The 20,829-nt window shown below is 71.7% G+C and carries 17 protein-coding genes and 2 tRNA genes; 14 read left to right on the top strand and 5 right to left on the bottom strand.

Annotation, left to right across the window (positions count from 1 at the left end):
* Nucleotides 1-178 precede the first annotated feature (178 nt).
* The gene (locus tag BT341_RS40080; RefSeq protein WP_072481182.1) at nt 179-991 is read right to left on the bottom strand and encodes a TIGR03620 family F420-dependent LLM class oxidoreductase; all 813 of its coding nucleotides are present in this window, start codon (nt 989-991) and stop codon (nt 179-181) included.
* Nucleotides 988-1,887 (bottom strand): TIGR03620 family F420-dependent LLM class oxidoreductase, encoded by a 900-nt coding sequence (locus BT341_RS40075; protein WP_072481181.1) that lies wholly within the window; start codon nt 1,885-1,887, stop codon nt 988-990. The genes BT341_RS40080 and BT341_RS40075 overlap by 4 nt, the downstream gene beginning before the upstream one ends.
* An 89-nt stretch (nt 1,888-1,976) precedes the next feature.
* Here BT341_RS40075 and BT341_RS40070 point away from each other — a divergent pair, with 89 nt between their 5' ends.
* From BT341_RS40070 to BT341_RS40045, 6 genes are all read left to right on the top strand, one after another.
* Nucleotides 1,977-2,540: a TetR/AcrR family transcriptional regulator gene (locus BT341_RS40070; RefSeq protein ID WP_072481180.1), complete on the top strand. Its 564-nt coding sequence runs from the start codon at nt 1,977-1,979 to the stop codon at nt 2,538-2,540.
* 126 nt (nt 2,541-2,666) lie between these two features.
* Nucleotides 2,667-4,265 carry a phosphoglycerate dehydrogenase gene (gene serA, locus BT341_RS40065; protein WP_072481179.1) on the top strand — a complete coding sequence of 533 codons (1,599 nt, stop codon included), beginning with the start codon at nt 2,667-2,669 and terminating at the stop codon, nt 4,263-4,265.
* A gap of 229 nt (nt 4,266-4,494) precedes the next feature.
* Entirely contained in the window at nt 4,495-7,845 is a 3,351-nt protein-coding gene (locus BT341_RS40060) for a S8 family serine peptidase (protein ID WP_072481178.1), read from the top strand.
* Between the two features lie 229 nt (nt 7,846-8,074).
* Nucleotides 8,075-9,115: a 3-isopropylmalate dehydrogenase gene (locus BT341_RS40055; RefSeq protein ID WP_072481177.1), complete on the top strand. Its 1,041-nt coding sequence runs from the start codon at nt 8,075-8,077 to the stop codon at nt 9,113-9,115.
* A gap of 1,231 nt (nt 9,116-10,346) precedes the next feature.
* Nucleotides 10,347-12,020 (top strand): citramalate synthase, encoded by a 1,674-nt coding sequence (gene cimA, locus BT341_RS40050; RefSeq protein WP_072481176.1) that lies wholly within the window; start codon nt 10,347-10,349, stop codon nt 12,018-12,020.
* Nucleotides 12,021-12,025: 5 nt separating this feature from the next.
* Entirely contained in the window at nt 12,026-12,796 is a 771-nt protein-coding gene (locus tag BT341_RS40045) for a fumarylacetoacetate hydrolase family protein (RefSeq protein WP_072481175.1), read from the top strand.
* Here BT341_RS40045 and BT341_RS40040 read toward each other — a convergent pair.
* Entirely contained in the window at nt 12,793-13,638 is an 846-nt protein-coding gene (locus BT341_RS40040; protein WP_072481174.1) for an alpha/beta fold hydrolase, read from the bottom strand. The two genes, BT341_RS40045 and BT341_RS40040, sit on opposite strands and share 4 nt — an antisense overlap.
* A 112-nt stretch (nt 13,639-13,750) precedes the next feature.
* Here BT341_RS40040 and BT341_RS40035 point away from each other — a divergent pair, with 112 nt between their 5' ends.
* Complete coding sequence (locus BT341_RS40035) at nt 13,751-14,242, top strand: RNA polymerase sigma factor (RefSeq protein ID WP_072481173.1); 492 nt, start codon at nt 13,751-13,753, stop codon at nt 14,240-14,242.
* A complete protein-coding gene (locus tag BT341_RS40030) occupies nt 14,239-14,703 on the top strand; it encodes an SRPBCC family protein (RefSeq protein ID WP_072481172.1) in 465 nt (154 codons plus the stop codon). Before BT341_RS40035 ends, BT341_RS40030 begins: the two co-directional genes overlap by 4 nt.
* A gap of 6 nt (nt 14,704-14,709) precedes the next feature.
* Here the strand turns inward: BT341_RS40030 and BT341_RS40025 are convergent, their stop codons facing one another.
* On the bottom strand, nt 14,710-15,948 hold the full coding sequence (locus BT341_RS40025; protein WP_072482438.1) for an FAD-dependent oxidoreductase: 1,239 nt from the start codon (nt 15,946-15,948) through the stop codon (nt 14,710-14,712).
* Nucleotides 15,949-16,052: 104 nt separating this feature from the next.
* On the opposite strand from BT341_RS40025, the gene gltX reads away from it, so the two are divergent.
* The 4 genes from gltX to BT341_RS40005 all read left to right on the top strand — a co-directional run bounded on the left by gltX (nt 16,053) and on the right by BT341_RS40005 (nt 18,777).
* Nucleotides 16,053-17,531 carry a glutamate--tRNA ligase gene (gene gltX, locus BT341_RS40020; RefSeq protein WP_072481171.1) on the top strand — a complete coding sequence of 493 codons (1,479 nt, stop codon included), beginning with the start codon at nt 16,053-16,055 and terminating at the stop codon, nt 17,529-17,531.
* 205 nt (nt 17,532-17,736) lie between these two features.
* Nucleotides 17,737-18,471: an HAD family hydrolase gene (locus BT341_RS40015; protein ID WP_072481170.1), complete on the top strand. Its 735-nt coding sequence runs from the start codon at nt 17,737-17,739 to the stop codon at nt 18,469-18,471.
* Between the two features lie 59 nt (nt 18,472-18,530).
* Nucleotides 18,531-18,602: transfer RNA gene (locus BT341_RS40010), tRNA-Gln, on the top strand.
* A gap of 102 nt (nt 18,603-18,704) precedes the next feature.
* Nucleotides 18,705-18,777, top strand: a tRNA-Glu gene (locus tag BT341_RS40005).
* Between the two features lie 552 nt (nt 18,778-19,329).
* Here BT341_RS40005 and BT341_RS40000 read toward each other — a convergent pair.
* Nucleotides 19,330-19,701: a winged helix-turn-helix transcriptional regulator gene (locus BT341_RS40000; RefSeq protein WP_072481169.1), complete on the bottom strand. Its 372-nt coding sequence runs from the start codon at nt 19,699-19,701 to the stop codon at nt 19,330-19,332.
* Nucleotides 19,702-19,769: 68 nt separating this feature from the next.
* On the opposite strand from BT341_RS40000, the gene BT341_RS39995 reads away from it, so the two are divergent.
* Nucleotides 19,770-20,426 carry a nitroreductase family protein gene (locus tag BT341_RS39995; RefSeq protein WP_072481168.1) on the top strand — a complete coding sequence of 219 codons (657 nt, stop codon included), beginning with the start codon at nt 19,770-19,772 and terminating at the stop codon, nt 20,424-20,426.
* Nucleotides 20,423-20,743: a putative quinol monooxygenase gene (locus tag BT341_RS39990; RefSeq protein ID WP_072481167.1), complete on the top strand. Its 321-nt coding sequence runs from the start codon at nt 20,423-20,425 to the stop codon at nt 20,741-20,743. Before BT341_RS39995 ends, BT341_RS39990 begins: the two co-directional genes overlap by 4 nt.
* The last annotated feature ends 86 nt before the right edge of the window (nt 20,744-20,829 follow it).

Genomic DNA, 20,829 nt, shown 5'->3' with positions numbered 1-20,829 from the left:
CGTGCCTCCTTCCCGCGTCGCCGGTGGTCCGCCGGCACCGGGCAGGAAGAAGGTGCGCAGGCTGGTGGTGCGGTGCTGCCGGGGTGAGCTCGGCCCTTTCCGTCGCAACCGGGTAGGGGGCCGGGACGCGGCCCCCGCCGCGCCCCGCCACCCTACCCCGGTCGCGGTGGAACAGCCGTCACGGCACGAGGTCCGCCAGGCGGCGGTAGGAGTCCTTCGTGCGGGCCAGGACCTGGACGCAGACGTGGTCCGCGCCCGCGTCGAGGTGGGCGCGGATGCGGTCCGCCGCGTCCTGCTCGCCGGTGGCGACCAGGGCGTCGACCAGGCGGTCGCTGCCGCCGCCGGCCAGATCCGCGTCGGTGAAGCCGAGGCGGCGCAGGTTCGCCTGGTGGTGCGGGGCCTGCCGGACGTAGAGGCCGACGTGCTTGCGCGCGGCGTCCGGGCGGGCGTCCAGGACGACCGCCTGCTCGACCGCCAGGTACTTGCCCGGCCCGAGCCGCTCCCGCGCCAGCGCCGTGTGTTCCGGCGGGACGAGATACGGGTGCGCGCCGTCGGCCCGTTCGGCCGCCAGATCCAGCGCGCGCGGCCCGAGTGCGGCGATCAGCCGGCGGGGCCGCGGCGCCGGCACCGGCAGCCCGGGCAGCTCGGCGTCGTCCATCCCGGCGAGGTATTCCCGCATCGCCGCGATCGGCCGCGCGCCGGGGAAGTGCCCGCCGAACCCGGCGGCGAACCGGCCCGGGTACGCCTCGCCGAGCGCCCGGGTCGCCGCCTCCGCCGTGATCGGGGCGCGGCGGTCGAAGCGCGCGATCCCGGTCGCCACGGTGAGCCGGGAGGTCGCCGCGAGCAGCAGCGCCGCCTGGGTGAAGGCGTCCCGGCCGGCGTACTCGCCGAACCAGATCGCGGCGAAGCCCAGTTCTTCCACCTCGGCGGCCGTCTCGCGCATGGCGGTGACCGGGTCGCCGTCGAAGAACCGCCAGATCCCGACGCTCATCGGAGCACCGCCGGGGCCAGCTCGACCAGGACGTCCACGGTGGACTCGAACGTGGACGCGGACGGCGTCAGCAGCACGTGGTCCGCGCCCGCGTCGAGGACCTCGCCGAGGCGCTTCGCGATGGTCGCCGCGTCGCCCCAGAGCACGAGGTCGTCGACGAACCGGTCGCTCGGGCCGTCGATGTCGGAACCGGTGTAGCCGAGCCGTTTCCAGCCCGCGAGGTACGCCTCGACCCGGTGCTCCCGCGACTGCGCGACCCGGCGCCGCACGCTCGCGCGAGCGTCCTCCCGGCTGCCGAGCAGCACGGTCTGCTGGGGGATCAGCAGCTTGCCCGGCCCGAGGATCCCGCGGGCGTACGGCGTGTGCGAAACGGGCTGGGCGAACGGGTGCGCGCCGTCGGCGTGGTCGCGCGCCAGCTCCAGCATCCGCGGCCCGACGGCGGCCAGCACACGCGGAAACGGGACCGGAGACGGAGTTTCGGCCGCCGAAGTGTCCATTTCGGACAGGTAGGCTCGCATCCGGTCGATCGGCCGGTAGTCCTCGCCGAGCTTGGCCGCCTGGAACGCGTGCCCGGCGCCGATGCCGAGCACGAACCGGCCGGGGTGGGCGTGCGCGAGCGTGGCCCCGCCCTTGTGTGCGGTCGTCCCGCGCCGGGCCCACAGGTTCGCGATGCCGGCGCCGAGCACGACGTCCGGCACCGAGGCGAGCAGAGCACCGAAATGCGCGAACAGTTCGCGTGAGCCGGGTCCTTCGCCGCTCCAGACCGACCGGTAGCCGGCTTCGGCGAGCCGTCGCGTCGCCGCGCGCTCGACGTCCGGCGGTGGAGCCATGGGCGCGCTCGGCAGCCAGGCGCCGAACGCGCCGAGCCGGGCCCGCGTGTCTTCGACCAGGGTCATTCTCGAGATCCCTCCAGTAAGATGAGGCTGCCTCCGGTTAATATACGGAGGTAGCCTCCGATTGGCTACCCGGTAAAGTCGGGAGGGCGATGACCGAAGTCAAGCCGATGCGCGCGGACGCCCGCCGCAACTACGAGCGCCTCCTCCAAGAGGCGCAACGCGCCTTCGCCGAACACGGCGTCGAGGCGTCGCTGGAGGACATCGCGCGCCGCGCGGGCGTCGGCATCGGCACGCTCTACCGGCACTTCCCGACGCGCGACGCGCTGCTCGAGTCGCTCCTGCGCGCCCGCTTCGACGCCCAGGCCGAGCGGGCGCGCGAACTGCTCACCCATCCGGAGCCGCTGAACGCGCTGCAGACGTGGCTGGCCGGGCTCGGCGACACCACCGGCACCTTCCGCGGCCTGGTCGAGCTGACCGCCGGCGCGCTCAGCGACGAATCGTCCCGGTTGTACGCCTCGTGCCACGCGATGCGCGATGCCGGTTCCCATCTAGTGGAACGCGCGAAGCGCGAGGGTGAACTGCGCGAGGACGTCACCACGCACGAGCTGCTTCTGTTGCTGCACGCGGCATCCTGGGCGGGTGGGCACCTGCCCGGCCCGGGGGGCATGCAGCGCCTGCTGGCTCTTGTTTTCGAGGGATTACGGGTGAGTTAACACCGCGGGAAGCCAGGGGGCCGTCCTGCGGGTTAAACTCCGCCTCGACCGGGGCACAACGGCGTGCTGAGATCCGTCTGTCGACACAGAGCGTCCTGGAAATGACCAGATAGTGGGAGCCGCATCGTGAGCAAGCCCAGCAAGCCCGTCGTCCTCATCGCGGAGAAGCTCGCCCCCTCCGTGCTGAGCGTCTTCGGTGACGAGGTGGAGGTCCGGCACGTCGACGGCACGGACCGGTCCGCGCTGCTCGAGGCGGTGAAGAGCGCCGACGCGCTCCTGGTCCGCTCCGCCACCCAGGTCGACGCCGAGGTCCTCGGCGCCACCAGCCGGCTCAAGGTCGTCGCCCGCGCCGGTGTCGGCCTCGACAACGTCGAGGTGCCCGCCGCGACCGAGCGCGGTGTCCTGGTCGTCAACGCGCCGACGTCGAACATCGTCTCCGCCGCCGAGCACGCCGTCGCCCTCCTGCTGGCGGTCGCGCGCCGGGTGCCGGCCGCCGACCAGAGCCTGCGCGGCGGCGAGTGGAAGCGCAGCTCGTTCTCCGGCGTCGAGCTGCAGGGCAAGACCATCGGCGTGGTCGGGCTCGGCAAGATCGGCCAGCTGTTCGCCCAGCGCCTCGCCGCGTTCGACACCAAGATCATCGCCTACGACCCCTACGTCTCGGCCGCGCGCGCCGGCCAGCTCGGCATCGAGCTCGTCACCCTCGACGAGCTGCTTTCCCGCGCCGACGCCATCTCCATCCACCTGCCGAAGACGCCGGAGACCAAGGGCCTCATCGACGCCGAGGCGCTGAAGAAGACCAAGCCGGGCGTCATCATCGTCAACGCCGCCCGCGGCGGGCTGATCGTCGAGGAGGACCTGGCCGACGCGCTGCGCTCGGGTCACGTCGGCGGCGCCGGCATCGACGTCTTCGCGACCGAGCCGACCACGTCCAGCCCGCTGTTCGAGCTGGAGAACGTCGTCGTGACGCCGCACCTGGGCGCCTCGACGGCCGAGGCGCAGGACCGCGCGGGCACCGACGTCGCGAAGTCGGTGCTGCTGGCCCTGCGCGGCGACTTCGTGCCGGACGCGGTGAACGTCTCCGGCGGCGGCGCGGTGGGCGAGCACGTCCGCCCGTACCTGTCGCTGACCCAGAAGCTCGGGACCCTGCTCACCGCCCTGAACCCGAAGGCGCCGACGTCGGTGACCGTGCAGGTGAAGGGCGAGCTGACCAGCGAGGACACCGGCGTGCTGCAGCTGGCCGCGCTGCGCGGGGTGTTCACCGGCGTGGTCGAGGACCAGGTCACGTTCGTCAACGCACCGCAGCTGGCCGAGAAGCTCGGCGTGCAGGTCGAGCTGGAGACCGAGTCGGAGAGCCCGAAGTTCCGCAGCCTGGTCACCGTCCGCGCGGTGCACGCCGACGGCGCGGTGCTGACCGTGTCCGGTTCGGTCACCGGCAAGGACGAGGTCGAGAAGCTCGTCGAGGTCAACGGCCGCGGGTTCGACCTGCGCGCCGAGGGCACGGTGCTGCTCGTCGAGTACCCGGACCGGCCGGGCGTGATGGGCCGGGTCGGGACGCTGCTCGGCGAGGCCGGTATCAACATCGAGGCCGCGCAGATCAGCCAGACCACCGACGGCTCGGACGCGGTGATGCTGCTGCGCGTCGACCGCCACATCGACGCGCACCTGCTGGAGCCGATCGGCGCTTCCGTCGGGGCGCACACGATCCGTGCGGTCGACTTCAACTGACGTAACGCTTTCGAGGGCCCCTCACCACCCGGTGGGGGGCCCTCGTGGGCAATCACATTCACGTAACGGAGTCCTTTGCCTACGTAAGTAGGTGTTTTGGGGCATTAAGTTCTCCCCGCGAGGTTGAACCACGCGCCGTCGAGGGCACGGCGCTGGCCGCGCTTCACCGTCGGGGGTGCCAGGAGCGGCAGGCAGGTTCGGGTCCAGACCTCGAGTAAGGGGCCGACTCATGAGCAGATCCCGCTTACCCGCGCGCGCCACGACGGCGGCCTTCGCCGTCGTGCTGGCGGCCGCGCTGGGGGCGCCCGCCGCGAGCGCGCAGGACGCTCCGCTCGCGGACGGGGTGGCGCCCGCGAAGGTCGACGCCACGGAGCTGCCGGGCAAGGTTTCGCCGCGGCTGGGCGCCGCGCAGGGACGGGTCACCGCGTTCGTCGAGCTGGCCAAGCAGCCCGCCGTCGACGCGTTCGCCGCCGCGCAGCCGCAGGGCAAGGACCAGGCCAAGCGGGCCGCCAAGGCCGCCAAGGCCGACACCGCCGCCGCGGTCGAGTCCGTCGTCGGCCAGCTGCGCTCGGCCGACGCCAAGCCGCAGGTCGTCACCCAGACCGCCAACGCCGTGCCCGGCGTGGTCGTCACCGCGGACGCCGCGAAGCTGCGTGAAGTCGCGAAGCGCGCGGACGTCGTTTCGGTGCGCACGGTCGTGCCGAAGACGCGCACCAACGCCAGCGCCGAGCAGCTGACCAACACGCTCGCCGCGTGGCAGCAGACCGGCCGGTTCGGCGACAACGTCCGCATCGGCGTCATCGACGACGGCATCGACTACACCCACGCCGACTTCGGCGGCCCCGGCACGCAGGCCGCCTACAAGAGCGTCGACAGCACCAAGCCCACGCCGCTGTTCCCGAGCGCCAAGGTAGTCGGCGGCACCGACCTCGTCGGCGACGACTACGACGCCGCGACGCCGGCCAAGGCCACCCCCAAGCCGGACCCGAACCCGCTGGCCTGCGGGGAACACGGCACGCACGTGGCCGGCACCATCGGCGGCTTCGGCGTGACCGCCGACGGCAAGACCTTCACCGGCGACTACCGCAAGCTCACGCCCAAGAAGGTCGACGAGATGCTGATCGGCCCGGGGACCGCGCCGAAGTCGCTGCTCTACGCGATCAAGGTGTTCGGCTGCGCGGGCTCGACGAACGTCACCTCGCAGGCGCTGGACTGGGCCCTCGACCCGGACGGCGACGGCGACTTCACCGACCACCTCGACATCGTCAACCTGTCGCTGGGCTCCGACTTCGGCGCGCCGGACGACCCGGACTCGCTGTTCGTGCGCAAGCTCGCCGCGAACAACGTGCTGCCGGTGATCTCCGCGGGCAACGGCGGCGACATCAACGACATCGCGGGCTCGCCGGGCAACACGCCCGAGGCGCTCACCGTCGCCAGCACCCGCGACGCGGGCGTCCTGCGCGACGCCGCCGACGTCAAGGCGCCCGCGGGCGCCGCGGGGCCCAAGACCGGGCAGTACAGCCAGAACTACGCCGGCTACGACACCCTGGATCTGACGGCGCCGGTCGTCACGCTCTCGGCGTCGAACGCGGCGGGCTGCGCGCCGTACTCCGCCGAGGACAAGGCGAAGGCGGCGGGCAAGTTCGTCTGGCTGGAATGGGACGACAACGACTCGACCCGTGCCTGCGGTTCGGCCGCCCGCGCCGGCAACGCGCAGGCCGCCGGGGCGACCGGCGCCCTGCTTTCGTCCACTTTGGAGCACTTCAGCGCGGGTATCGCGGGCAACGCGGCGATCCCGATGTTCCAGTTCACCGGCTCGGCGACCAAGACGCTGCGCGCCGCGCTGACCGCGGGCACGCTGCAGGTCCGGCTCTACGGCGCCGGCCGGGCGTCGATCCAGACCTACGACAAGACGATCGTCGACACCCCGAGCTCGTTCACCTCGCGCGGCACCCGCGGGCCGGCCGTCAAGCCGGACGTCGCCGCGCCCGGTGACACGATCACCTCGGCCTTCCGCGGCAGCGGCAACGGCCGGACCGTGCTCTCCGGCACGTCGATGGCCGCCCCGCACACCACGGGCATCACCGCGCTCGTCCGCCAGGCCCACCCGGACTGGTCGGTCGAGGAGGTCAAGGCGTCGGTGATCGACACCGCCGGCCACGACGTCACCGACGGCGCCGGCCACACCTACGCGCCGCAGCGCGTCGGCAGCGGCCGGATCGACGCGAAAGCCGCGCTGGACAACCAGGTCCTCGCCTACGTCCAGGACGACCCGGGCACGGTCAGCGTCAGCTTCGGGACCGTCGAGGCGTCCGGCCCGGTCACGGTGGCGAAGACGATCAAGCTGGTGAACAAGGGCGTCACGCCGGCCGAGTACACCGTGGCCTACCAGGCGGTCAACGCGCTGCCCGGTGTCGAGTACACAGTGGACAAGCAGTCGGTGAAGCTGTCCCCGCGTGGCACCGCGAAGGTGCGCGTCACGCTGCGGATCGCCGACCCGAAGGCGCTGCGCAAGGTCATGGACCCGACCATGCAGGCCACCCAGGCCGGCCTGGCGCGGCAGTTCGTGGCCGACGCCTCCGGCCGCGTCGCGTTCACCCCGGTCGGCGGGGCGAGCGTGCCGCTGCGGGTCTCGGTCTACGCCGCGCCCAAGCCGGTTTCGACGATTTCGACGCCGCCGTCGGTGAAGTTCGCCCCGGACGCCACCCAGGCCGTGCTGAACCTCGGCGGCAAGGGCGTCGACCAGGGCACCGGCGCGCAGCGGTACCGCTCGCTGATCAGCGTGCTCGAGCTGCAGGCGGAGTCGCCGCAGCTGCCCGAGTGCGACGCGGACGTGGTCACCGACTGCACGGTGAACAAGACCGCGAAGGGCGGCGACCTCCGCTACATCGGCGCGGCGTCCACCGCGCCGCTGGCGAAGGCGCAGGGCGAGCCGGAGAACGCGATCCTCGCGTTCGGCCTGTCCACCTGGGGCGACTGGGCGAACATCGGCAGCAACACCTCGCCGTTCGTGGACATCGACACGAACGGCGACGGCACGCCGGACTTCGAGACCTACGTGACCAAGGCGACGTCCACGGACGTGCTGCTGGCCGTCACGGTCGCGCTGAAGACCGGCTTCCCGCAGGTCGACGTCCAGGCCGTCAACGGGCAGCTCGGCGACGTGGACACCAACGTGTTCGACACGAACGTGATCACGCTGCCGGTTTCGGTGGCCGCGCTGGGCATCGACCCGGACGCCGGCAGCCACCGGATCTCCTACACGGTCGGCGTGAGCGGTTTCTACGTCGCGCCGGGCACGACGAACGGGCTGATCGACTACGTCGGCACGCCGCTTTCGTTCGACGCGCTCGCGCCGGGCTACTCGGTGCAGGGCGGTGGCGACGCCGCGCTGGGCTACGTCGCGAAGCCGGGCACGGCTCTGGTCGTGACGCGCAACGCGGCGTCGGCCGAGGCCGACAAGGCACTCGGGCTGCTCGCCATCGAGCACCACAACGCCGCGGGCAACCGGGCGAACGTGGTCAAGGTGGACGCCCGGCCGGGGAACGACCGTCAGCCGATCGGGGCAGGTCAGCGCTAGTCCCGGTCAAGATCGATCAGTGCAGGGTCAGGGGCGTCTTCGGTGGGTATCCACCGGGGGCGCCCCGATCCGTATTCACCCGATTGGGTGTCTCACCCCGTGGGAGGATGCGGCATAAGGGTGGTGCGGCTACGGCCGTTTGTCTACGGCCGGTAACCTTCCGGCTGCTGGCGTTTTGTTGCGGTGGGCCATCGGTGCGGCCGGTGGTCCGGTCGACGGAGGTGTGTGGATGCGGCTCGCGGTGATCCCAGGAGACGGGATCGGGCCCGAGGTGGTCTCCGAGGCGCTGAAGGTGCTCGGCGAGGTAGTACCGACGGCGGAGATCACGAACTACGACCTCGGCGCCGCGCGGTGGCACGCGACCGGTGAGCTGCTCCCGGAGTCGGTGCTCGGCGAACTGCGTCAGCATGACGCGATCCTGCTGGGCGCGGTCGGCGACCCGACGGTGCCGAGCGGCATCCTGGAGCGCGGCCTGCTGCTGCGGCTGCGGTTCGAAATGGACCACCACGTGAACCTGCGCCCGGCGCGGCTGTACCCGGGGGTCCGCGGCCCGCTGGCCGACGCCGGCGACGTCGACATGGTCGTGGTGCGCGAAGGGACCGAAGGCCCGTACGCGGGCACCGGTGGCTTGCTGCGCAAGGACACCGAGCACGAGATCGCGACGGAGGTCAGCGTCAACACGGCGTTCGGCATCCGCCGCGTGGTCGCGGACGCGTTCAACCGCGCCGAGGCCCGCCCGCGCAAGCACCTGACGCTGGTGCACAAGACGAACGTGCTCGAGTACGCGGGCTCGCTGTGGTCGCGGATCGTCGAGGAGGTGTCGCTGGAGCACCCGGAGGTGACGGTCGCGTATTCCCACGTGGACGCGGCGACGATCCACCTGGTGACGGACCCGTCCCGGTTCGACGTGATCGTGACGGACAACTTGTTCGGCGACATCATCACGGACCTGGCGGCGGCGGTGACGGGCGGAATCGGGCTCGCGGCGAGCGGCAACCTGGACATCACGCGACGCAACCCGAGCATGTTCGAGCCGGTCCACGGGTCGGCGCCGGACATCGCCGGGCAGGGGCTGGCCGACCCGACGGCTGCGGTGCTGTCGGTGGCGTTGCTGCTCGACCACCTGGGCCAGAAGGAGGCCGCGCGGCGGATCGAGGCTTCGGTCGCGTTCGACCTGGCTACGCGGGACCAGTCTTCGCCGGGCGCCACGCAGGCGATCGGTGACCGGCTGGCGGCGTTGGTTTCGTCCAACGTTCGGACGGCTGGTTGAGGTTTCGGGGAAGCCCCGCACTGTGGTGCGGGGCTTTTTCGTGCCCGCTGCCGGGTGGGTGCTTTTGCCCGTGCGGTAGGGGTCGTGCGCCCATGACACCGATGGTCGGCTCGCGAAGCCCGGCGCGGTGCCGACGGCCGTGCACACTCGTACACGTTGGCCCGGTGCCCGCGGATCGTTCGTGCTGTGGGCGTGGCAACTCACGCTGTCCACTTCCCGCGATTCAGAGTGCGATTGGACCCTTCGCCTGGAGGTGTGCCGGGTTGCGGCCGTGGAGGGTGTGTTGCGCTTTGGTCGGGCGCGAACGGTCCGCCCTGCTGGCGGCGCACGAGGATCGGAGGGTGCGGTGAAGTTGTGGCCGGAGCCGTGGCGGGTGCGTTTGGCTGCGGGCGGCGCTACCTGGGCGGCTGCAGCCATAAGGGGTCGCGGAGGGCGCGGTGGAGTTGTGGCCGGAGCCGTGCGGGGCGCGAGCGGTTCACTCCCGCTCCGCAAGAGGTCCCGCTGGGCGCGTTGGAGTTGCGGCCGGAGCCGTGGACGGTGCGTCGGGCTGCGGTCGGGCGCTACTGGGCGGCTGCCGCCACGAGGGGTGCGGAGGCTGCGCTGAGCCGCGGCTGGCGCCGTGGAGGGCGTAAGGGGCGGCGGCCGAGCGGTTCACTCCCGCCGCCGCAAGAGGTCCCGCTGGGCGCGTCGGAGTTTGCGCCTACCCGGGCCGTAACGGGTTCGTCGGGCTGCCGCCCGTACCGTGGAGGCCCGCTGAGCCGCGGCCGGAGCCGTAGACCACCATCCGTGTCAGCGTCCGCGAACGCCGACTATCGCGGCGTTGTCCACAGCTGCACCGAGATGTGGATATCTCGGCCGCCGGATGGCTTCTCAGCCGGTTTTGTCGGCAGGCGCCGATAGACTGGACCGGGGTCAGCCCCCAGGGAGCGGCGGGGTCTGGTCTGTGGGGGCGGCGGGGTCTGGTCTGTGGGGGCGGCGCTGCGAAACGCGATGATCGCGGGCGCGCCACGCCGCCAATGCGACCGGACGCCGAGGCGTGTTCCCGGATCGTGGGAGCTTGACCCAGCTTGTGGACTTCCGTCGGCTCCCTGTGGCATGATGCGACCATGACCAGCTTCGCGATCATTATCGACGAGCGCGCCGGACGCTAGCTCCACAAGAGCCCCCGGCGCGCAACCTCTCGCACCCTGCGGGAGGTTTTTTTGTTGCCCCGAAACGCTAGGAGACGCCCGTGACCCGCCAGGAGCCCGCCGATACTCCGCTCGGCGATGCCTTCCACCTCTACGACACCACCCTGCGCGACGGTGCGCAGCGGGAGGGCATCTCCTACTCCGTCCAGGACAAGCTCGCCGTCGCGCGGCTGCTGGACGAGCTCGGCGTCGGGTTCATCGAAGGCGGCTGGCCCGGGGCTCTTCCCAAGGACACCGAGTTCTTCGCCCGCGCCGCGAAGGGCGAGCTGCAGCTGAAGCACGCCGCGCTCGTCGCCTTCGGGGCCACCCGCAAGGCCGGCACCACCGCCGAGGCCGATCCGCAGGTGCAGGCCCTGCTCGACAGCGAAGCTCCCGTTGTCACCCTCGTCGCGAAATCCGACCTGCGGCACATCGAACGCGCCCTCCGCGTCGACGTCGACGAAGCCTGCGCGATGGTCAAGGACACCGTCGAATTCCTGACCAAGGAAGGCCGTCGCGTCTTCCTCGACGCCGAGCACTTCTTCGACGGCTACGCGTATTCGCCCGAGACCTCCCTGAGGATCCTCGACGCCGCCGCGCACGCGGGTGCCGACGTCCTCGTGCTCTGCGACACCAACGGTGGCCAGCTTCCGCTCGGCCTCGCCGAAACCGTCCGCACCATCAAGGAAAAGACCGGGTTCCGGCTCGGAATCCACTGTCAGGACGACACTTCCTGCGCCGTGGCGAACTCCGTCGCCGCGGTGCAGGCCGGCGTGACGCACGTCCAGTGCACCGCCAACGGTTACGGGGAACGGGCCGGCAACGCCGACCTGTTCGCCGTGACCGGGAACCTCGTGACCAAGCTCGGCCTCGACGTCCTCCCGACCGGAGGCGCCGCCGAGCTCACCCGGGTCTCCCATGCCCTTGCCGAAATCGCGAACATCGCCCCCTACACCCACCAGGCCTACGTAGGGGCGTCGGCCTTCGCCCACAAGGCGGGACTGCACGCGAGCGCGATCAAGGTGGATCCGTTGCTGTACAACCACATCGATCCGTCTTCCGTCGGCAACGACATGCGGGTACTGGTCACCGAGATGGCCGGCAGGGCCAGCCTCGAGCTCAAGGGACGTGAGCTCGGGGTCGACCTTGCCGGCCGGCCCGAAGCCCTCACCAGCGCCATCACCAAGGTCAAGCGCCTCGAATCCGAAGGCTGGTCCTTCGAGGCCGCCGACGCCTCCCTCGAGCTGCTGCTGCGCCAGGAAGCCGACGTGCCGGCCGAGGCGCCGTTCGAGCTCGAGTCCTACCGCGTGGTCCTCGACCACCGCGCCGACGCCGAGGTCGTCGCCGAGGCGACGGTCAAGGTGCACGTCGGCGGCCAGCGGGTCATCGCCACCGCCGAGGGCATCGGCCCGGTGCACGCCCTCGACGCCGCCCTGCGGAAGGCGCTCTCGCCGCACCTGTCCTGGTTGGACAGTGTGGAGCTCGCCGACTACAAGGTGCGCATCCTCCAGGGCCACCCGGGCACCGACGCGGTGACGCGCGTGCTGGTCCAGAGCACCGACGGCGAACGCGAGTGGACCACCGTCGGCGTGCACGGGAACATCGTCGAGGCCAGCTGGCTGGCGCTGTGCGATGCGCTCGTCCACAAGAGCACCACCGTGGCGCCGGGCCTCCGGTCCGGACCGGGGGCCCCGCCACCCGGAACCCCCGGCAGCCCAGCGGCGGACGTAGACTGATCCGCGTGCGCCTAGCCCGTATTGCTCATCCCGGTGGTGTCGCGTTCGCCTCGATCGAAGGCGACGGTGCCGACGCCCAGGTCCTCGAAATCGCCGAGCACCCCTTCGGCCAGCCGAACTTCACCGGCAAGCGGTGGCCACTGGCCGACGTGCGGCTGCTCGCGCCCATCCTGCCGTCCAAGGTGATCGCCGTCGGCCGCAACTACGCCAAGCACGCGGCCGAGTTCGGCCACGACGTGCCCGGCGCGCCGATGCTGTTCGTCAAGCCGTCCACGACGGTCATCGGCCCGAACGCGCCGATCCGCCGCCCGTCGGACGTCGGGCGCGTCGACTTCGAGGGCGAGCTGGCCGTCGTCATCGGGCAGCCGGTGAAGAACGTGCCCGCGTCGCGTGCCGCGAGCGTCATCCTCGGCTACACGATCGCCAACGACGTCAGCGCCCGCGACCTGCAGAAGTCCGACGGCCAGTGGGGCCGCGCGAAGGGCTTCGACACGTTCTGCCCGCTCGGCCCGTGGATCGAGACCGCGGTCGACCCGTCCGACCTGTCGCTGAAGGCCGAGGTCGACGGCGAGCTCAAGCAGGACGCCCGCACCTCGGATCTGGTCCACAAGATCCCCGAGCTGGTCGAGTTCGTCTCGCGCGTGATGACGCTGCTGCCCGGCGACGTCATCCTCACCGGCACCCCGGAAGGCGTCGGCCCGATCGAGGGCGGCCAGAGCGTCTCGATCACCGTCGAAGGCATCGGCACCCTGACCAACCCCGTCGAGGACGTCTAACCGCGGCCGAACAGCGCCCGGGCCGCGGCGACGACGGCGTCCGGGCGCTGCTCCGGGATCAGGTGCCCGCAGTCCTCCAGCACCCGCACCGGCAGGACGCCGCCCAGCAGCGCCGGCGGCACGAGCACGTCCCGGCCACCGGCCAGGATCTCGGTCGGCATCCCGGGCCGGTCCGCGCCCGGACGGCGCAGCTTGGGCAGGTCGTGCACCACGAACTGCCAGTTCAGCTGCTGCCCGGCCCGGGCCAGCGTCGGACGGCGGGCGCGCTCCGCGTACTCCGTGGCCGCGCCGCGGTCCGCGCCCCACCGGCGGAGCAAGAACCGCGTCAGCCCCGGCCAGTGCCGCAGGACGGCGGGCCCGAGCAGCGGAAGTTCCCACAGCGCCGTGTGCCAGAAGCGCCACGCGGCGCGGCGCAGCGCCCGCCGCGCCGGCCAAGGATGGGTCATGTTGAGCGCGAGATGCGCGCGGACGCGCCCGGGCGCACGCAGGCACAGCGCGAACGCCGTCCACGCGCCCCAGCCGTGCGAAACGAGCGAAACCTCGGCCAAGCCGAGCGCGTCGAGCAGGGCGAGCAGGTCGTCCGCGCGGGTGGCGGTGTCGTAGCCGTCCGGTGGCGCCGCCGACCAGCCGGCCCCGCGGAAGTCCGGGCAGAGCACGCGGTACCCGGCGGCGAGACCGGGGATCACCCGGCGCCAGGCGTACCAGTGCTGGGGAAAGCTGTGCAGCAGCAGCACGGGTGGACCGGACCCGGCCTCGGCGACGTGCAGCCGGACGGCGCCGGCCTGCACGTACCGGTGGGTCACGCCGCCGACGGCGGGAAAGGGATCGTCTCTCGGGTTCACGCCGGGGAGAGGAGCCGCGGGGCGCCCGGGGTTCCCGCGGAAAAGGTGACGAAGTTCCCGGGAACCTTTCCGCCGGCGCCGGCCTCTACCCGGGCGGAGGACGAGGAGGCGCATGGACCGGACGGAGCTCGTGCGCGCCGCCCAGCGCGGCGACGCGCTCGCGATGCAGGAGCTGCTCGGGCTGCTCACGCCGTACATCGGCAGGCTGTGCGGCCCGATCGCGCTCGACGACGGTGCCGACGCCACCCAGGAGGCTCTGATCGCGATCTTCCGCAACCTGGGCGCGCTGACCGAGCCGGCCGCGGTGTTCGGCTGGGCACGGGCGATCGCGGTCCGCGAGGCGGTGCGCGTCGCCCGGCGGGCGCGGCGGGCGGTGCCGGCCGAAGCGGCCGACGTCCCGGCCGCCGTCGACGTCGAGCTGGGCGTCGACATCCGCGACGTGCTCGACCGGCTGGCCCCGGAACACCGGGCGATCCTCGTCCTGCGCGACGTCGAAGGCCTGGACGAGCAGGCCGTGGCCGAGCTGCTCGCGGTGCCGGCGGGCACCGTGAAGTCGCGCCTGTTCCGGGCGCGGCGGAGTTTCCGGAAGGAGTGGGCCCGATGAGCTGGCCGGTCGCCGAGCTGGACGACGTCCGCCGCCTGGCGGTGCTGGCGGCGGCGCTGCCGGGCGCGTTCTTCGCCGAGACGGTGGTGGACGCGCCGTTCGACGACGTCTGGGCGGTGGCCGCGGACCTGGAGGGGGAGTGGCCGCGGCTGCTGCGGAACGTGCGGTCGGTGCGGGTCTCCCGGCGCGCGGGGGAGCACGTCGTCGCCGACCTCACGGGCCGCTTCGGGCTGCGGGACACCTTCGACGTCGTGCTGCGCCCTGGCTGGTGCGTCATGCAGGGCAGCAGGGTGACCGGCGGGATGGCGGCGGTTCCCGGCGGCGGCGGGACGCGGTTCGCGTTCCTCGGCGCGCTGCGCGGGCCGGGCACCCGGACGGCCGCCCCGGTGCTGCGTCGCGTGGGGCGGCCGTTGGGTCGGGGACTGCTGGAGCGCTTGCGCGAGCGGGTCGAGTCCCGGTGACGGCGGCTAGCGCCCGGCCGGCTCCATCGGCCGCCGGGCGAACGCCGGGGCGTGCTCCGGCCGCAGCCCGAGGCCGAGCAGCCGGGCGGGGACGGCCGATAGCCGCGGGAAGCGCGCGAACAGCTTGATCATCGGCGCCGGCGGGCCGTTGCGCCTGCCCGCCATGACCGCGCGGACGACACCGCGGTGCAGCAGCCGCTGCAGGCCCTGCACCAGCAGCGTCGCCGCCAGCCGCCGTGCCCGGACCTTCGCCAGTGCGGCCGCCGGCGGACGGCCGCGCCGCAGCGGCTCGGCCAGCAGCGTCGCCGCCGCGACCGCGTCCTGCACCGCGAGGTTGATGCCGACACCCCCGATCGGGGACATCGCGTGCGCCGCGTCGCCGACGCACAGCAGCCCGTCGACGTGCCATTTGCGCAGCAGGTTGAGCCGCACGTCGAGGAACTTCACGTCGTCCATCGACCGCAGCTCGCCGACGCGGTCCCGGAACTCCGGGCAGATCTGCGCGACGTTCTCCCGGAACGCCTCGATGCCCTCGCGGCGCAGATCGGCGCCTTTCGGCGCGAGGTAGGCGATCTGGTAGTAGCCCGGCCGGGGCAGCGGGACAGCGAAGCGGCGGTCCCGCATCTTCGGCAGCAGCATGCCGCCTTCCTCGTCCTCGCGGCGCGAGAGCCGGAACCACCAGACGTCGAACGGGCAGTCGTACTCCCGCGGCACCAGGCCGGCCTCGCGGCGGGCCTGCGACCACCGGCCGTCGGCGGCGATCACCAGGTCGGCGCGCAGTTCGCCGGTTTCGCCGCCGGCCGTGCGGTAGGTGACGCCGTCGACCCGGCCGTGCTCGCGGACCAGCCCGGTCACCTCCGTCTCCATCCGCAGCACGAACGTCGGCTCCTTGCGGGCGCTCTCGGCGAGCAGGTCGAGGAAGTCCCACTGCGGCACCATCGCGATGTAGGGGTGCGGCACCTTCAGCCACGAGAAGTCGGCCAGCTTCATCATCTCGCCGTCCTCGGTCGGGAACCCCGCCGAGCGCAGCTCGCTGTGCGGCAGCGCGTGGAACTTCTCGCCGAGGCCCAGCTCGTCGAGCAGTGTGAGCGTCGACGGGTGCACGGTGTCGCCGCGGAAGTCGCGCAGGAAGTCGGCGTGCTTCTCCAGCACCGTCACCTCGACGCCGGCCCGGGCCAGCAGGAGCCCCGCGACCATGCCGGCCGGCCCGCCACCGATGACGACGCAGCCCGTGCGCTCGGTCATCTCGACCATCTCCCCACCTATTCATCGCTTGTTGAATAAAGTGAGAATGCACCCGGCCGGTCCGTGACGTCAAGCGATGTGGCGGCGGATACGCTGATCGGGCTATGAGTGAGACATCGGTGGTTCGCGCGCGCTTCTGTCCTTCGCCGACCGGCACCCCGCACGTCGGGCTGATCCGCACGGCGCTGTTCAACTGGGCCTTCGCCCGGCACAACCAGGGGCAGCTGGTCTTCCGGATCGAAGACACCGACGCCGCCCGCGACTCGCAGGAGTCCTACGAGCAGCTGCTCGACGGCCTGCGCTGGCTGGGCATCGACTGGGACGAGGGCCCCGAGGTCGGCGGCCCGTACGGGCCGTACCGGCAGAGCGAGCGGCGCGAGATCTACGCCGACGTCGCCGCGAAGCTGCTCGAGGCGGGCGAGCTGTACGAGGCGTACTCGACCAACGAGGAGGTCGAGGCGCGGCGCAAGGCGGCCGGCCTGGACCCGAAGCTCGGCTACGACAACTTCGACCGCGACCTCACCGACGCCCAGCGCGCCGCCTACCGGGCGGAAGGCCGCGCGCCGGTGCTGCGGCTGCGCATGCCCGACACCGACCTCGGCTGGACCGACCTGGTGCGCGGCGACATCAGCTTCCCGGCGGGCACGATCCCGGACCCGGTGCTGGTGCGGGCCAACGGCGAACCGCTGTACACGCTGACCAACCCGGTCGACGACGCGTTGATGAAGATCACGCACGTCCTGCGCGGCGAGGACCTGCTGCCGTCGACGCCCCGCCAGCTCGCGCTCTACGCCGCGCTGGAGCGGATCGGCGTGGCGGAGTCCACCCCGCGCTTCGGCCACCTGCCGTACGTGATGGGCGAGGGCAACAAGAAACTGTCCAAACGCGACCCTTCGTCGAACCTGTTCAACTACCGCGACCGCGGCTTCATCCGTGAGGGCCTGCTGAACTACCTCGCGCTGCTCGGCTGGGGGATCGCCGACGACCGCGACGTGTTCAGCGTCGAGGAGATGGTCGCCGCCTTCGACGTCACCAAGGTCAGCGCCAACCCGGCGCGCTTCGACCTCAAGAAGGCGGAAGCGATCAACGGCACCCACGTGCGGGCGTTGCCGGCGGCGGAGTTCGTGAAACGCGTCACGCCGTACCTCGTCACGGCGGGTGTCCTTCCGGAATCACCGAGCGAGGAGCAGCTGGCGCGGCTGAGCGCGATCGCGCCGCTGGTGCAGGAGCGCGTCACGGTGCTTTCGGACGCGGCCCCGATGGTGCGTTTCCTGTTCACCGACGAGGACGCTTTCGCGCCGGAAGAGGACGCCGCGGCCAAGAACCTCGGCGAGGCGGCGCAGCCGGTGCTCACCGCGGCGGTCGAGGCGCTCGAAAAGCTGCCGTCCTGGGAGACCGCGGCCATCGAGCAGGCGCTCAAAGACGCCCTTGTGGACGGTCTGGGTCTCAAGCCCCGCAAGGCTTTCGCGCCGGTTCGCGTCGCCGTCACCGGCCGGACCGTGTCGCCGCCGCTGTACGAGTCGATGGAACTGCTCGGCCGCGATGTCTCGTTGGGACGGCTGCGCCGCGCACTGGCCGGGTAACCGGGAGAAGACGGTCCGCCAACTGGGAGTAGAACCGGTGCGCCGGAACAGGGCAGCGGCAATCACCTCTTTGGCAGCGTCGCGAACGCGGCGGTTGCCCTAGCCTCACTGGGTGGATTTCGCCCTGGCACCCCGGACCCCGTCGCGAACCGCCTCGCCCGCAACGGCGGCGTCCGAGCCCTGGGCGCCGCCCGAGCTCCGGCTGGTGTGCCTGGACATCGACGACACGCTGATCGACTGCACCGCCGCCATCCGCCGCAGCCTCCACATCCTCACCGGCCGGGGCGACCTGTGGCCGCTGTGGGACCTGATCACCGAAGAGCACGTCGCGCTCGTCGTCGCCGGCGAGCTGGACTACGCGACGATGCACCAGCGGCGCACGGGCTGTTTCCTCGCCGAGATCGGCATCCTGGCCGACGCCGAGCAGGTGAGCTCGTTCGAGCGTCGCCGAAGAGAGCTGCTCGACCACTCCTGGCAACTGTTCGACGACGTCCTGGACTGCCTGGAATGGCTGCGCGCCGCCGGCCTGATGCTGGCGGCCGTGACGAACGCCTCGGGCGCCCACCAGCGGAAGAAGATCGCCGACCTCGGGCTGGCGCCGTTCTTCGACCACGTCGCCATCGCGGGCGAGCTGGGCGTGGCGAAACCCGATCCGGTGATGTTCCACACGGTCTGCCTGGGCCTGGGCTGCGCCCCGGCCCAGGCCGTCCACGTCGGGGACAAACTGGACACCGACGCGATCGGCGCCCGCGACGCGGGCCTGGGCGCGGTCTGGCTGGACCGCGACGGCATCGGCGAGCGCACGCCGGACGGCGTGCACCGGGTGGCCGGCCTGACGGAGCTGCCTGAGCTGCTGGTTTCGGAGTACGCGACGATCGGCGTCCCGGCCCAGCGCGCAAGGGAGACCCCCGCGTTCAGCGTCCGGAACGGCGTGCTCTAGTATTTCTCCTCGTGCGGTGCTGAACCGGCCGGACCTGGTCAGGTCGGTGCGTACCTCACTGGGGTATGGTGTAATTGGCAGCACGACTGGTTCTGGTCCAGTTAGTCTAGGTTCGAGTCCTGGTACCCCAGCTGCGGAGAGTGACCCCCCTGCGGAGCGAGAAATCGCCTCTGGTAAGTTCTCTCCAGCAAGAAAAACAGAAAAGCCCCTGGGAGACCAGGGAAAGATCCTAAGCCCCCGTCGTCTAGCGGCCTAGGACGCCGGCCTCTCACGCCGGTAGCGTGGGTTCGAATCCCATCGGGGGTACAGCAGGTACCATCCAAGCTCGGCTGACCCAGGTCAGCCGGGCTTTTTTGGTTGGGGAGCGGTGCCTTCGCGCCGCTCCGCAGGGGAGCGCTCCGGGCCGGTCGAGGGCGGCCGACGAGGTACCCCTCGCGACCGCTTGAGGGTCCTCTGGCGGCGCACCGGGTCGTCCGGTACTCCTTCGCGGGCATGGAGCCCGCTGACGCTTCGACTGGGCGCCGGGCCCCCTTCGACTGGGTGCCGCCGCCGGAGGCGGCCGAGCGTGCACGCGGTCGGGGAAGGGCGTGCCGTGGCCTTCGGTGAGGTAGCTTGCCTCTCGGGGCACGTTCGCGAGCCGTTGTGGTGCCGCTTCGAGGCGGCACCGCGCGCTTCCCCTCTGCCGGTCTTGCCGCGAGGCGCACCGTCTGAGCGCACGACGGGCCGCCCGCAATCGGCTCCTTGCCTCTTCCGGAACTTTCCGGCAACACCTTTTGACGATTCCGCGGGTTCCTTTTGTTCAAAAGCGGGCCTTTGCGTTGTCGTGTGCTTTCTGACTCAAGCGCCCACGATGACCCGTCAGCGGCTTTGACGGGCGCGTTCGATGTCGTTGATGTGGGCTTCCACCCACTCCCGCAAAGCCGCGATCGGGCTCCGCAGGCTGTGGCCGAGCGGGGTGAGCGTGTACTCCACCTGCGGTGGCACCGTCGGATAGGCGGTGCGGGTGACGAACCCGTCCGCTTCCAGCTGCCGCAGCGTCTGCGTCAGCATCTTCTGCGAAATGCCTTCTATCCGGCGCCGCAGTTCCGTGTAGCGGAGCGTCCGCTCGGCCAGCGCGTCGACGATCAGCACCGTCCACTTGCCCGCGATGTGGTCCAGGACCTCGCGGGTCGGGCACTTGGCCGAGTAGACGTCCGCGGGCAGGCCGCTCGACTCGACGTAATGGGTCACGCTGGGAGTGTAGCGCACCAAAAAGTGCCTACTTCCCGTTCGAGCGTCACTCTCCGATAGTGAGATCCATGAGTTCACAACGTCTTTCGGTGCCCGACGCGATTCGTGCCCGGCGCACGGTCCGCCACTACCGTCCGGATCCCGTGCCGGCGGCGCTGCTGGAGGAGCTGCTCGAGCTGGCCGTCGAGGCGCCGAGTGCCTGGAACATGCAGGATCGCTCGATCGTCGTCGTCACCGGCGAAACGGGCCGGGAGGGCCTGTCGTGGGCGGCCGGTGGCCAGCCGCAGCCGGCGGAGGCTCCGGTGTGCCTGGTCTTCGTCGCCGAGCCCGAAGCGTGGCGGGAGGACCACGCCGACGTCGCGGAGCGGGCGGCGGACGCCGGTGCCTGGAACGCGGAGTTCGCGGCGATGTTCGATTCCCGGGCCGAGTTCCACGATCTGGCCGAGCGGGGCCTGCTGCGGGAGAACGCGGTCAAGAACGCGATGATCTCGGCCACGTACGTCATGCTCGCCGCGGCGAGCATGGGCCTGGCGAGCGCGCCGATGAACGGCTGGGACCCGGCCAAGGTCAAGAAGGTGATCGGCCTCGGCGACCGCGACGACCTGGCGATCGCGGTGCTGGTGACGATCGGCTACCCGGCCGGCCCGGTCCCGCACCCCGGCCGCCGTCCCGTGGCGCGCAACGTCTTCTTCGAGCAGTACCCGAGCAGGGAGGAAGCCGCATGACCGAGGTGCTCGTGGCCGCGATGAAGATCCGGCCCGGATCACGCGCCGACTTCGAGCAGGCCGTCCGCCGGCTGAGGGCCGCCGCGGTGGCGGAGCCGGGTGTGGTCGGCTATTCCGTCGGCCAGTCGCTCGGCGAGCCGGAGGTGTACGTGTTCACCGAACGCTATCGCGACGCCGAAGCCCGGCAGGCGCACATGGGCGCACCGGAGACGAAGGAGTTTCTGGCCGGGCTGCCGGGATGGCTCGCCGAGCCGGTCCGGGTCTACGTTCACCACGCCGGTGAGCCGGACGAACTGACGATCGAGCCCGCCGCTTGACGGAGCTTCCGGGCGCAAGCCCAGCAGGCCAAGCGAAGCAAGGAAATCCTGCCGGTCGGCGCGATACGCCGGCCGGCGGGTTCCCG

The organism is Amycolatopsis australiensis, assembly GCF_900119165.1.
Lineage (GTDB): Bacteria > Actinomycetota > Actinomycetes > Mycobacteriales > Pseudonocardiaceae > Amycolatopsis > Amycolatopsis australiensis.
This window is presented reverse-complemented; position numbering and strand designations above follow the sequence as displayed.

Bases quoted from the DNA above. Each gene is read 5' to 3' on its own strand.
- BT341_RS40080 (WP_072481182.1), bottom strand. From the start codon at position 991: ATGAGCGTCGGGATCTGGCGGTTCTTCGACGGCGACCCGGTCACCGCC.
- BT341_RS40075 (WP_072481181.1), bottom strand. From the start codon at position 1,887: ATGACCCTGGTCGAAGACACGCGGGCCCGGCTCGGCGCGTTCGGCGCC.
- BT341_RS40070 (WP_072481180.1), top strand. From the start codon at position 1,977: ATGACCGAAGTCAAGCCGATGCGCGCGGACGCCCGCCGCAACTACGAG.
- BT341_RS40060 (WP_072481178.1), top strand. From the start codon at position 4,495: ATGAGCAGATCCCGCTTACCCGCGCGCGCCACGACGGCGGCCTTCGCC.
- BT341_RS40055 (WP_072481177.1), top strand. From the start codon at position 8,075: ATGCGGCTCGCGGTGATCCCAGGAGACGGGATCGGGCCCGAGGTGGTC.
- BT341_RS40035 (WP_072481173.1), top strand. From the start codon at position 13,751: ATGGACCGGACGGAGCTCGTGCGCGCCGCCCAGCGCGGCGACGCGCTC.
- BT341_RS40030 (WP_072481172.1), top strand. From the start codon at position 14,239: ATGAGCTGGCCGGTCGCCGAGCTGGACGACGTCCGCCGCCTGGCGGTG.
- BT341_RS40025 (WP_072482438.1), bottom strand. From the start codon at position 15,948: ATGACCGAGCGCACGGGCTGCGTCGTCATCGGTGGCGGGCCGGCCGGC.
- gltX (WP_072481171.1), top strand. From the start codon at position 16,053: ATGAGTGAGACATCGGTGGTTCGCGCGCGCTTCTGTCCTTCGCCGACC.
- BT341_RS39995 (WP_072481168.1), top strand. From the start codon at position 19,770: ATGAGTTCACAACGTCTTTCGGTGCCCGACGCGATTCGTGCCCGGCGC.
- BT341_RS39990 (WP_072481167.1), top strand. From the start codon at position 20,423: ATGACCGAGGTGCTCGTGGCCGCGATGAAGATCCGGCCCGGATCACGC.